The sequence below is a fragment of the Enterobacter sp. CM29 genome (assembly GCF_013179605.1).
In the GTDB taxonomy this organism is placed as follows: Bacteria; Pseudomonadota; Gammaproteobacteria; order Enterobacterales; family Enterobacteriaceae; genus Enterobacter; species Enterobacter intestinihominis.
In genome coordinates this window covers 1-12,600 of sequence record NZ_JABMCU010000132.1, presented here as the reverse complement: position 1 = coordinate 12,600, position 12,600 = coordinate 1, and the positions used below count along the sequence as shown (strand labels likewise).

Genomic DNA, 12,600 nt, shown 5'->3' with positions numbered 1-12,600 from the left:
ACACAGGCGGCTGCTTTCCGACGCCTCAATCGGAGAAGTCAGACGGCAGTCAAAGAACTGTTTCGCTTCCTGATGGGTAAAGGCCAGCTGCTGACTGCCAATTTCCAGTAGCTGATCGCGCACCCGCAGGTTGGCAATGCCCAGCTGCGGAAGGTTGCGCGACAGGACGACCAGCGTCAGGTTTTCCGGCTGATGGCGCAGGAAGAACCGCATGGACTCGTGAATAACCGGGTTGGTGATCAGATGATAATCATCAATCACCACATACAGCGGGCGATGCCATTCGGCCAGTTCGATAAACAGCTGGGAGAACAGAGAGGACAGGCTGGCGTACTGGCGCTTTTGCACCATCACCTCGCTGGTGACGCAGTGTCCGTTGGTTGCCTGCTGAATCGCGGCAATTAAATAGCTGGCAAAACGCTCCTGCTGGTTATCACCTTCATCCAGGGAGTACCAGCCAAGATCGCTTTTACCTGCCGCCCATTGCGAAATGAGCGTTGTTTTTCCATAACCCGCAGGACTCGTAACCAGCGCCAGTCGGAAATTATGCGCACCGGAAAGTTTAGCCAGCAGGCGCTCGCGGACCACAGTATGGTCAAGACGAACCGGGCGACTTAATTTGGACGGAATCAACATAGTTTTCACTTCACTGTGGGGAACGAGAGAATTTATTTTTTTGCGCTTCGTAATTAATATCTATAAGTTCGGCCAATAGAGGAACTATTGCAAGTTATGTCTGGGTTTGGAGGCTCTGAATTTGCACTCTGTCACAAAACATTCTCATCATTGGTGGAACTTTTCATAAATGGCTGGATGCCGCGCTGTTACTGGCTTGTCTGCATGGCGCGCGGTTGCGCTGAAACTGGTTTCAGAAAGAGATAATGACGGTGAAGTTAATTAACTTTGGGGAAAGTTGCTCTGGCTTAATAGTGTTGCTGGAAAGCCGCTGTACGTGAGAAATATTATTCTACGTAAGTAATCATTTCAGCGATGATTAATTTCCTCCGAAACTGCATTTCATTTCTTTGACGCTCTTCCGGGATCGCTTTTTCAGCGAAGCGCACACTTACACAGTGGCCTCGATCACACTTTTATGCTCATCCCCGCTACTCCTCCCTGCCTAATCCCCGACAGGAGGAGGAAGAGGCGCAATGAGCCAGGCACACTAACGCCAAATGTGTTTTCTCTCTACAGGATGCCGATTCCCTATGTCACAGCCTACTTTCAACAAAGCTCAATTCCAGGCTGCCCTGACGCGTCAGTGGCAGCGTTTTGGCCTTCATGCTGCAAACGAGATGACGCCTCACCAGTGGTGGCAGGCGGTGAGCGGGGCGCTCGCAGAGCAGCTGGACGCTCAGCCCGCGACGAAGCCTGTGAAAGGCCAGCGTCACGTCAACTACATTTCGATGGAGTTCCTGATTGGCCGTCTGACGGGTAACAATCTGCTGAACCTTGGCTGGTATCAGGACGTCGGCGACGTGCTGAAAGAACACGACATCAACCTGACCGATCTGCTGGAAGAAGAGATTGATCCGGCGCTGGGTAACGGCGGTCTGGGACGTCTGGCAGCCTGCTTCCTGGATTCCATGGCAACCGTGGGCCAGTCGGCCATTGGCTATGGTCTGAACTACCAGTACGGTCTGTTCCGCCAGTCGTTCGCTGACGGCCACCAGATGGAAGCGCCGGACGACTGGCATCGTAATACTTACCCGTGGTTCCGCCACAACGCACAGCTGGATGTGCAGGTCGGGATTGGCGGGAAAGTCACGAAGCAGGGGCTCTGGGAACCAGCGTTCACCATTACCGGTGAAGCCTGGGATCTGCCGGTGCTCGGCTACCGTAACGGCGTGGCGCAGCCGCTGCGTCTGTGGCAGGCGAAGCACGCGCATCCATTCAACCTGACTAAATTCAATGACGGTGATTTCCTGCGCGCCGAGCAGCAGGGTATCGACGCCGAGAAGCTGACCAAAGTGCTCTACCCGAACGACAACCATCTGGCGGGTAAAAAGCTGCGCCTGATGCAGCAATACTTCCAGTGCGCCTGCTCCGTGGCGGACATTCTGCGCCGCCACCACCTGGCGGGCCGCAAGCTGGCGCAGCTGCCGGACTTCGAAGTTATTCAGCTCAACGACACGCACCCAACCATTGCCATCCCGGAACTGCTGCGCGTGCTGATCGACGAGCATCAGCTGAGCTGGGACGACGCCTGGGCCATCACCAGCCGTACCTTCGCCTACACCAACCACACCCTGATGCCAGAAGCGCTGGAGTGCTGGGATGAGAAGCTGGTGAAAACGCTGCTGCCGCGCCATATGCAGATCATCAATAAGATTAACGACCAGTTCAAAACGCTGGTGGAGAAAACCTGGCCGGGCGACAAAGCCGTCTGGGCGAAGCTGGCCGTGGTACACAACAAACAGGTGCGCATGGCGAACATGTGCGTGGTAAGCGGCTTTGCGGTGAACGGCGTGGCCGCGCTGCACTCGGATCTGGTGGTGAAAGACCTCTTCCCGGAATACCACCAGCTGTGGCCGACCAAATTCCACAACGTGACCAACGGCATTACGCCGCGTCGCTGGATCAAACAGTGCAACCCGCTGCTGGCCGGCCTGCTGGACAAGACCCTGAAGAAAGAGTGGGCCAACGATCTGGACCAGCTCATCAACCTGGAAAAATACGCTGACGACGCGAAGTTCCGCGAGCAGTACCGCGCCATTAAGCTGGAGAACAAGGTACGTCTGGCCGAGTTCGTGAAAATGCGTACCGGAATTGAAATTAACCCAAATGCGATTTTCGATATCCAGATCAAACGCCTGCACGAGTACAAACGTCAGCACCTGAACCTGCTGCACATTCTGGCGCTGTACAAAGAGATCCGCGAGAACCCTCAGGCCGACCGCGTCCCGCGCGTGTTCCTGTTCGGTGCGAAAGCGGCGCCGGGCTACTACCTGGCGAAAAACATTATCCTTGCCATTAATAAAGTGGCGGCGGCGGTCAACAACGATCCGAAAGTGGGCGACAAGCTGAAGGTGGTGTTCCTGCCGGACTACTGCGTCTCTGCGGCTGAAATGCTGATCCCGGCGGCGGATATTTCCGAGCAGATCTCTACCGCCGGTAAAGAAGCGTCCGGCACCGGCAACATGAAGCTGGCCCTGAACGGCGCGCTGACCGTCGGCACGCTGGACGGTGCGAACGTTGAAATCGCCGAGAAGGTCGGTGAAGAGAACATCTTTATCTTCGGCCATACTGTTGAAGAAGTGAAAGCCATCAAAGCCAAAGGGTACGACCCGGTGAAATGGCGTAAAAAAGACAAAGTGCTGGATGCGGTGTTGAAAGAGCTGGAAAGCGGAAAGTACAGCGACGGCGACAAGCACGCGTTTGACCAGATGCTGAACAGCATGGACAAACAGGGCGGCGACCCGTACCTGGTGATGGCGGACTTCACCGCTTACGTTGAAGCGCAGAAGCAGGTCGACGTGCTGTATCGCGACCAGGATGCCTGGACCCGCGCGTGTATCCTGAACACCGCGCGCTGCGGTATGTTCAGCTCTGACCGCTCAATCCGTGATTATCAGGCTCGTATCTGGCAGGCAAAACGCTAAGGAAGCGCGATGGAGAGTAAACGTCTGGACAGTGCCGCGCAGGCGGCGGGAATTAGCCTCAGTTACATCAATGCGCACGGCAAACCGCAGTCTATTGGTGCGGACACCAAAAGACGTTTGCTGGATGCCATGCACAAATCCGACACGAAAGCGTCGGGAGCGCCGGTACCGAACGTGAAGGTCTTTACCGCGGGCAAAAAGATGCCGCTGGCGGTGGAAGGACGCGGCGAGTTCAGCTGGCTGCTCACCACCGAAGAGGGGCATCAGCATAAAGGCCATGCCACCGGCGGCAAAACCCTCACCCTTCCGGCGAAGCTGCCGGAGGGCTATCACAGCCTGACGCTCACCCAGAATGACAGCCGCTTCCACTGTCGGGTGATCGTCGCGCCGAAGCGCTGCTATGAGCCGCAGGCGCTACTCGAAGGCAAAAAGCTGTGGGGCGCCTGTGTGCAGCTTTACACCTTGCGTTCAGACAACAACTGGGGCATTGGCGATTTTGGCGACCTGAAAAAGATGCTGGCATCTGTTGGTGAGCGCGGCGGGGCATTTATCGGCCTCAACCCGATCCACGCCCTCTATCCGGCGAATCCGGAAAGCGCCAGCCCGTACAGCCCGTCTTCCCGCCGCTGGCTGAACGTGATCTACATCGACGTTAACGCGTTAGACGATTTCAAAAACAGCAAAGAGGCGCAGGCGTGGTGGAAGCTGGACACCACCCAACAGATGCTGAAACAGGCCCGCGATGCGGACTGGGTCGATTATGCCTCCGTGACCGCGCTGAAAATGGCGGCGCTGCGTCTGGCATGGAAGGGCTTTGCGAAGCGTGACGACGAGCAGATGGCAGCCTTCCGCCAGTTTGTGATGCAGGAAGGCGAGAGCCTTTACTGGCAGGCTGCGTTTGATGCGCTGCATGCGTATCAGGTCCAGGAGGATGAGATGCGCTGGGGCTGGCCGGTGTGGCCGGAAGCGTATCAGTCCGTGGATACCCCGGAAGTGAAGGCGTTCTGTGAGACGCATGCCGACGAGGTGGATTTCTATCTCTGGTTGCAGTGGCTGGCGTACAGCCAGTTTGCTGCCTGCTGGCAGGTGAGTCAGGGCTATAACATGCCGATCGGTCTGTATCGCGATCTGGCCGTCGGCGTGGCGGAAGGCGGGGCGGAGACCTGGTGTGACCGTGAACTTTACTGTCTGAAAGCCTCCGTCGGTGCGCCGCCGGATATTCTGGGCCCGCTTGGTCAGAACTGGGGCTTGCCGCCGATGGATCCACACGTGATGGCGGCGCGTGCCTACGAGCCGTTTATCGATCTGCTGCGCGCTAACATGCAGAACTGCGGCGCGTTGCGTATCGACCATGTGATGTCCGTGCTGCGTCTGTGGTGGATCCCGTACGGTGAAACGGCCGATCACGGGGCGTACGTGCAGTATCCGGTGGACGATCTGCTCTCAATCCTCGCGCTGGAGAGTAAACGTCATCAGTGCATGGTGATTGGCGAAGATCTCGGTACCGTGCCGGTTGAGATTGTCAGCAAGCTCCGCGACAGCGGGGTTTACTCCTACAAAGTGCTCTATTTTGAAAACGACCATGAGAAAACCTTCCGCGCGCCGAAAGCGTACCCTGAACAGTCAATGGCAGTCGCGACGACGCATGATCTTCCTACGCTCAGAGGCTACTGGGAAAGCGGCGACCTGACGCTCGGCAAAACGCTGGGTCTCTACCCGGATGAAGAGGTTCTGCGTGGGTTGTATCAGGATCGCGAGCTGGCGAAACAGGGGCTGCTGGATGCGCTGCATAAGCATGGCTGTCTGCCGAAGCGCGCCGGGCATAAGGCGTCGCTGATGTCGATGACGCCAACGCTTAACCGTGGCTTACAGCGCTATATTGCCGACAGCAACAGCGCGTTGCTCGGTCTGCAACCGGAAGACTGGATTGATATGGCGGAGCCGGTAAACATTCCCGGCACCAGCTATCAGTACAAAAACTGGCGTCGCAAGCTGTCCACTACGCTTGAAGCGATGTTCGCCGATGACGGAGTGAACAGGCTGATTAAGGATTTGGATAAACGGCGAAAAGCAGCCGGTAAGAAGTAATAAAAAACCCGCCAGTGGCGGGTTTTTTATTATCAGGTCGTGCTCATGTAGGTCGGGTAAGGCGTAGCCGCCACCCGACTTAGGGCATCAGACCACCATATTCAACAGCAGCACCCCGACCAGGCCACACACCGAAATAATGGTCTCCAGCGCGGACCAGGACTTGATGGTTTCACCGATGGTCAGGTTGAAGTACTCCTTGAACAGCCAGAAGCCCGGATCGTTCACGTGGGAGAAAATCACGCTACCGGAACCGACCGCGATAACCATCAGCTCAGGGCTGACGCCCGTCGTGGCAATCAGCGGTGCAACGATGCCGCCCGCGGTGATCGCCGCAACGGTCGCAGAACCCAGCGCAATACGCAGAACGGCGGCGATAGACCACGCCATCAGCAGCGGGGAGACGTTGGTTTCGTGCATCATGGCAGCAATGTATTTATCCACGCCGCTGTCGACCAGCACCTGCTTAAACGCGCCGCCACCGCCGATGATCAGCAGCATCATGGCAATGATTTTGATGGAAGAGGTCAGCGTGTCGTTGATCTGATCCATGGAACGACCACGGTTAAGACCGAAGGTGAACATGGCGATCAGGACCGCAATCAGCGTTGCCATCACCGGGTCGCCCAGGAACTCCGCAACGGACAGGAACGCGTGACCTTTCGGCAGAACCATCTCTGCTACGGCACGCATTGCCATCAGGATCACCGGCACCAGAGAGGTCCAGACGCTGACGCCAAAGCCAGGCATCTCTGCATCTGTGAAGGTTTTGGCGCTGTACAGGCCTTCCGGGATGGGCTTATCAATGCCTTTCAGGAAGCGCGCATAAACAGGACCGGCCAGGATAACCGTTGGGATCGCCAGAATCGTACCGAACAGCAGGGTTTTACCCATGTCGGCGTGGAAGATGGTAGCGATAGCCGTTGGACCCGGATGCGGCGGCAGGAAGCCGTGGGTGACGGACAGCGCCGCAGCCATCGGTACGCCTACGAACAGCAGCGGGATGTTGGCGGCAGCGGCGATGGTGAACACCAGCGGCAGCATCAGGACGAAGCCCACTTCATAGAACAGTGCGAAACCGACGGTAAAACCGGTTAACACCACCGCCCACTGGATGTGCTGCTTGCCAAATTTATCGATAAGGGTAGTGGCAATACGCTGCGCGCCACCGCAGTCCGCGAGCATTTTACCGAGCATGGCGCCGAAGCCCATGATCAGCGCCAGGCTGCCGAGCGTACCGCCGACACCGGCTTTAATGGAGCTGATAACTTTAACCAGCGGCATTCCCTGCATCAGACCGACTGCAAGTGCCACCAGAACCAGAGCGATAAATCCGTTCATTTTGAAGCGGATCATCAAGAGCAGTAATAACACAACACCGATAGCGACGATGACTAATGGCATGATTGACCTGGCCTTTGAATTGTTATGGGTAACGTCATTGTTTCAACGACAAATTCCGGTTGTCCCAACTGGGAACAGAGTATTAACGGCACTCATACTGATGCCTGCGAAAACGATAAGTTTAGTCGGCTGTTATAAGGGTGTTGAGTGCCCATGGGAATGATACGGGTAACATGACGTGATTGAGAATCACCCAGGGAGGCAAAATTTGAATTATGAGACGCAGGTCAACATATAGAGGGGGAGGCAAGAAAAAGCAGGCCCGGTAAGCGCAGCGCCACCGGGCAATACAGACGGGCACTGAATTAGTAGTAAGAGTGCTCGCCGCGCTGGTGTTCGGTCAGATCGCGCACGCCTTTCAGTTCCGGGAATTCGTTCAGCAGCTGCTTCTCGATCCCTTCTTTCAGGGTTACATCGACCATGGAGCAGCCGTTACAGCCGCCGCCGAATTGCAGGATCGCCAGACCATCTTCGGTGATTTCCATCAGGGAAACACGTCCACCGTGGCCGGCCAGCTGCGGGTTGATCTGCGATTGCAGCAGATATTCCACACGCTCCATCAGCGGGGCATCGTCAGAGACTTTACGCATCTTCGCGTTTGGCGCCTTCAGCGTCAGCTGAGAACCCAGCTGGTCGGTGACGAAATCAATCTCCGCATCTTCAAGATACGGCGCGCTCAGCTCATCAACGTATGCGGTGAGCTGTTCAAATTTAAGGGCAGTGTCAGTTGCTTCCACAGCATCCGGAGGACAATAAGAGACACCACATTCTGCATTCGGAGTGCCTGGATTGATCACAAACACGCGGATCTGCGTCCCTTCTTCCTGATTTGCCAGCAGTTTGGCAAAGTGCGCTTGTGCAGAATCGGAAATACGGATCATAGCTTTGGCCTAATAGTTGACTAAATTACCTGGGTATAATCATACGCCCATTGAAGAAGGGCTACAAGGTACGGCACAGACACCATACCTGAACTGACGCGGCGCCGCTTTGCAAAAGCAGTCGGGAAAGTTCAGCCACGGTACTGCCCGTGGTGACGACATCATCCACAATCGCGATATGGAGACCGTTGACCGGCAATTCAAGGCGAAAGGCGTTTTTCAGGTTTCTTTTGCGCGACCGGGCGTTGAGCCGGTGCTGAACGGCAGTGGCATGAATACGTTTCAGCGCAGAGGCGGGGTACCGGCAACCCAGCCAGCGGGCGAGCGGACGGCACAGCAGGTCGCTCTGATTGTATCCCCGCCGCCAGTGCCGACGCTGAAAGAGTGGCACGTTCACGAGCGTGTCGACCGACGGTAGCCCACGCGTTCTTCGCGCCTGCAATACCGCCAGTAATAACAGGCGTGCCAGTGGCTGCGCCAGCGCGAACTGGCTGGAAAACTTAAACTGATGAACCAGACGACTCAGCGGCAAAACGTAATCATCCACCGCCACCAGCGCGCTCCACGGCGGCGCTTTTTTCAGGCATCGACCACAGGGGAGCGTCTGGCTTACGGCAGGCAAGCCGCATTGCGGACAGCCCTTCAGGTAACCCAGCGCTCCCGTGCAAACGGAACAGACGCCCCACGCGCTCAGCGCAAGTGGCATTCGGCATAGCCAGCACAAGCCGGGCACTGTTAGCATACGCAACCTCCATGTGAAAAAAGAGAACGTTAACTGATGAAGACGCTGTGGTGGCAGACCGTTGGGACGGGAAATTGTCATCTTGTGCTGCTGCACGGATGGGGACTGAACGCCGAAGTGTGGCGTTGCATAAGTGAGGAACTGGCCTCGCAATTTACGGTACACCTGGTGGATCTGCCGGGGTATGGCCGTAGCCACGGCTACGGCGCGATGACGCTCGAGGACATGGCGGAGCAGGTTCTGGAAGCGGCGCCGCAAAAAGCCGTCTGGCTCGGCTGGAGCCTGGGCGGGCTGGTGGCAAGCCAGATTGCGCTGCGCCATCCTGAGCGGGTGCAGGCGCTGATCACCGTTGCCTCATCACCCTGTTTCAGCGCCCGCGAGGCGTGGCCGGGCATCAAACCTGAGGTGCTGGCCGGGTTCCAGCACCAGTTGAGCGAAGATTTCCAGCGGACGGTGGAGCGTTTCCTGGCGTTGCAGACGATGGGAACAGAAACCGCCCGTCAGGACGCGCGAATGCTGAAGCATACGGTGCTTTCCCTGCCGATGCCGGAGGTTGAGGTGCTGAACGGTGGACTGGAGATCCTGAAAACGGCCGATTTGCGTGAGCCGCTGGCGTCACTGACGGTGCCGCATCTGCGTATTTATGGCTATCTGGATGGGCTGGTCCCGCGCAAGGTGGTTCCGCTGCTGGATGCGCTGTGGCCGGAGAGTGAATCAATGGTGGTTGCCAAAGCGGCACATGCGCCGTTCATCTCTCATCCTGCTGAGTTTTGTTCGGCGCTGTCCAATTTTATCAGCGAAGCGCCCACCACTCCCTGAGGCAGGCTTTACCTTCCGGACAACTTTTACAACTGCCGGACAGACAACTGTCCGGCTCTTCCTGAATGCGCATGGCTTTCCCCATCGCCTCCAGCCTTTCCAGCATGGCATCGATCATCGGCTGCGGCGTATGCAGGCTGAGGCTGAGCTGCTTCGCCTCCATTCGTCCCTGTAACGCCAGTAGGTCACGAACCTGAATCAACGATGCCATCTTTTTTCCCCTCAGTGACAGTCGCCCGCAGGGCTACTACAGCAGGTCGTTGGGGTTTTGCGCGTTGCCAGCAGGTTAACGTCAACGCGGCTACGCGCCCGGCGCAGCAGGCCAATCACCATCACGTTAAACAGGATCACCGCGAGGATACAGACCAGGCTGTAGCGCGGGTGCTGGCTGTAATTGACGGTTTGATAAAACACGGTCGCCAGCGAGTAGGCAATGTTCAGCCCCCACAGAATGGAGAAGCCCATCCAGCCGCGGCTGGACTCACGGGCAATGGCGCCCATGACCGAGATGCACGGAATATAGAGCAGGACGAAGATCAGGTAGCTGTAGGCCGCCGACGCGCTGCCAAATTTCTGGCCCATCACGCCCATTGCTCCGGTCGCCATTACGCCGTCGCCTTTGCTGGCTTCAATCGGGTTCGCCAGCACGCTCAGGCTGAAGGTGTCTTTCAGGCTCTGCCAGGTCTCTTCTACTGCACCCAGAAGTTCGTCACCGAGGCTGAACTCTGCCGGGTTGAACTCCTCTTCCTGGATGTTTTCCGCGGTGTAGAGCGTGTTCAGGGTGCCGACAACCACCTCTTTTGCCATCGCGCCGGTGAACAGGCCCACGGTTGCCTGCCAGTTGTCTTCCTGTACGCCAATCGGTTTGAAGATCGGCGTAATGATCCGGCTGACGGAGGCAAGGGCAGAGTCATTAATGTTGTCCGCTGCCTGGCCGCTCAGGGTGAAGCTGTTCAGGGCGCTCAGGAAAATGCTGACCACTACAATCACCTTACCGGCGCGCAGAACAAAGCCCTTCAGGCGCTGCCAGGTTTGAATAATCAGGCTTTTCAGATGCGGAACGTGATAAACCGGCAGTTCCATCACGAACGGCGACGCTTCGCCACGCATGATGGTGTGCTTCAGCATCAGGCCGGTGAGAATAGCCATCACGATACCCAGCACATACAGGGAGAAGACGGCAAGCGCCCCTTCCTGACCAAAGAACGCCGCGGCAAAGACCGCGAAGATCGCCAGACGTGCGCCGCAGGACATGAACGGCGCCATCATGATGGTCATCAGGCGTTCGCGCGGTGCGTCCAGCGTACGCGCGCCCATGACTGACGGCACGTTACAGCCAAAACCGACAATCAGCGGCACGAAGGATTTCCCCGGCAGCCCCAGCGCCTGCATCAGGCGGTCCATCACGAAGGCGGCGCGTGCCATGTAACCGGAATCTTCAAGGAAGGAGAGGAACAGGTACATCATGCCGATCTGCGGTACCAGCGGCAGGACGGTGTTGATCCCGCCGCCGATCCCCTGCGCAAGGAAGATGGTCAACCATTCCGGGAAGTGGAGGGTGTAGCCCAGCCACTGAATACCGTGCACGAAGATAGCGACAGAGCCGCCATCAAAGATGGGTTGTAATGCACCGCCGATGTTTATAGCGAGCAGGAACATTACGTACATCACCAGTAAAAAGATTGGCAAACCGAGGAAGCGGTTGAGCACAATCTTATCCACGGCGGCGGTGAAGCGGCTGGGTTCAGCGGTTAATGCATTGCTGACCACGTCACAGATAGCGGCGATGGCCTGATAGCGCGCATCCGCAATATGCAGGGCCGGGTCATCCAGCTCGTCGCTCAGGCGAGCCTGTGCAACGCTCAGTTTATCCGCCGCATCGCCTGCGTAGGCGCGGCTGTAGATATCGCCTTCCAGCATTTGCAGGCCAAGCCACAGGCGCTGTCTGGCGGGCATGGCGTTGTCCATCTCCTGCGCCAGCTGCCCGGCCTCGCGCAGCAGCGGCTGGGCGTAGTGCACCAGTTCGACGTCGGCATTGCCCGTGTGGCGGTCAATTGCCAGCTTCAGGGCGTCAATGCCGCGCGCGCGGGTAGAAACCAGCGGAACCACCGGGCAGCCCAGACGGGCGGAGAGGGCGTCGACGTCGATGCGCAGCTTTTGCTTCTCGGCGATGTCGAGCATGTTAAGCGCCACGATGCAGGGGATCCCCAGCTCCAGCAGCTGTAGCGTGAGGTACAGATTTCGTTCGAGATTGGAGGCATCCACCACATTGATGAGCAGATCCGCGTCGCCGCTCAGAATATAGTGGCAGGCAATTTGCTCATCGAGAGAGGTCTGAGATGAAATTGTGGTGAGTGAATAGGTCCCCGGTAAATCAACCAGCGTGACCTGATTATCTGTCGTGGTGAACTGGCCTTCTTTGCGTTCAACCGTTACGCCTGCCCAATTTCCCACACGCTGGCGTGCGCCGGTTAACTGATTAAATAAGGTTGTCTTGCCGGAATTAGGATTGCCAATTAAGCCAATAGTTAATTTTTTCATTGTTTTAGACTCACTGAAACCGCTGGCTTGTTAACGGGATAAAGATTCAACTTCAATTAATGCGAGGTCTTTTTTACGCAGAACCAGATTAACGCGTCGGGTTTCGATATGAACAGGATCGCCCAACGGCGCCACGCGCACCACCTGGAATGATGAGCCGGGTAGCATGCCCAGTGACAGTAGCTTCTGCCGATAGGCCGGGCTTATCTCACGGGTAAAACCGATAATTTTCCACGCACTTTCTGGAGTGAATTGCATAGCGCCTGATTCCACGAGAGGTTAAATAATCAACACTGCGATGATAATGAGAATAGTTTTTATCAGCAATAATAAAAATGTGACGGGATGTTGTTAATCGTATTAATTTGCGGTCTGCTTGACCTTGCTCAATATTTGCGGGAATACCCGGGAAGGAATAAAAAGCGTATTTGTTAATGGAGTGATAAATAGCGGTTTAAATATGGATATGCAATCGGTTTCATATTTTACGATATAATTTTTCCCCTCACCCCGGCCCTCTTCC

The 12,600-nt window shown here is 56.6% G+C and carries 9 protein-coding genes and 1 pseudogene; 3 read left to right on the top strand and 7 right to left on the bottom strand.

Annotated features, from left to right (window positions below; genetic code table 11):
• A pseudogene (locus HP459_RS15825) lies at positions 1–636 on the bottom strand (transcriptional regulator MalT); the annotation flags it as partial.
• Positions 637–1,208: 572 nt separating this feature from the next.
• Here HP459_RS15825 and malP point away from each other — a divergent pair.
• Together malP and malQ are read left to right on the top strand one after the other, a co-directional pair.
• Positions 1,209–3,602 carry a maltodextrin phosphorylase gene (gene malP / locus HP459_RS15820; protein ID WP_171936455.1) on the top strand — a complete coding sequence of 798 codons (2,394 nt, stop codon included), beginning with the start codon at positions 1,209–1,211 and terminating at the stop codon, positions 3,600–3,602.
• 9 nt (positions 3,603–3,611) lie between these two features.
• Positions 3,612–5,690 carry a 4-alpha-glucanotransferase gene (gene malQ / locus HP459_RS15815; protein WP_171936454.1) on the top strand — a complete coding sequence of 693 codons (2,079 nt, stop codon included), beginning with the start codon at positions 3,612–3,614 and terminating at the stop codon, positions 5,688–5,690.
• A gap of 87 nt (positions 5,691–5,777) precedes the next feature.
• On the opposite strand, the gene gntT is transcribed toward malQ, so the two are convergent.
• From gntT to gntX, 3 genes are all read right to left on the bottom strand, one after another.
• A complete protein-coding gene (gene gntT, locus HP459_RS15810; protein ID WP_022649637.1) occupies positions 5,778–7,094 on the bottom strand; it encodes a gluconate transporter in 1,317 nt (438 codons plus the stop codon).
• Between the two features lie 305 nt (positions 7,095–7,399).
• Entirely contained in the window at positions 7,400–7,975 is a 576-nt protein-coding gene (nfuA, locus tag HP459_RS15805) for a Fe-S biogenesis protein NfuA (RefSeq protein WP_003861601.1), read from the bottom strand.
• A gap of 61 nt (positions 7,976–8,036) precedes the next feature.
• Positions 8,037–8,717, bottom strand: coding sequence for a DNA utilization protein GntX (gene gntX / locus HP459_RS15800; RefSeq protein ID WP_023298787.1), 681 nt, complete (start codon positions 8,715–8,717; stop codon positions 8,037–8,039).
• Between the two features lie 36 nt (positions 8,718–8,753).
• On the opposite strand from gntX, the gene bioH reads away from it, so the two are divergent.
• Positions 8,754–9,536: a pimeloyl-ACP methyl ester esterase BioH gene (gene bioH / locus HP459_RS15795; protein ID WP_171936453.1), complete on the top strand. Its 783-nt coding sequence runs from the start codon at positions 8,754–8,756 to the stop codon at positions 9,534–9,536.
• On the opposite strand, the gene feoC is transcribed toward bioH, so the two are convergent.
• Genes feoC through feoA form a run of 3 tightly spaced genes read right to left on the bottom strand, consistent with a single transcriptional unit; the run spans position 9,511 to position 12,335 of the window.
• Positions 9,511–9,747 carry a [Fe-S]-dependent transcriptional repressor FeoC gene (feoC, locus tag HP459_RS15790; protein WP_171936452.1) on the bottom strand — a complete coding sequence of 79 codons (237 nt, stop codon included), beginning with the start codon at positions 9,745–9,747 and terminating at the stop codon, positions 9,511–9,513. The two genes, bioH and feoC, sit on opposite strands and share 26 nt — an antisense overlap.
• A gap of 11 nt (positions 9,748–9,758) precedes the next feature.
• Positions 9,759–12,077, bottom strand: a complete 2,319-nt coding sequence (gene feoB / locus HP459_RS15785; protein ID WP_063151001.1) for a Fe(2+) transporter permease subunit FeoB — start codon at positions 12,075–12,077, stop codon at positions 9,759–9,761.
• Between the two features lie 30 nt (positions 12,078–12,107).
• Positions 12,108–12,335 (bottom strand): ferrous iron transporter A, encoded by a 228-nt coding sequence (gene feoA / locus HP459_RS15780; protein WP_022649633.1) that lies wholly within the window; start codon positions 12,333–12,335, stop codon positions 12,108–12,110.
• Positions 12,336–12,600: the final 265 nt, after the last annotated feature.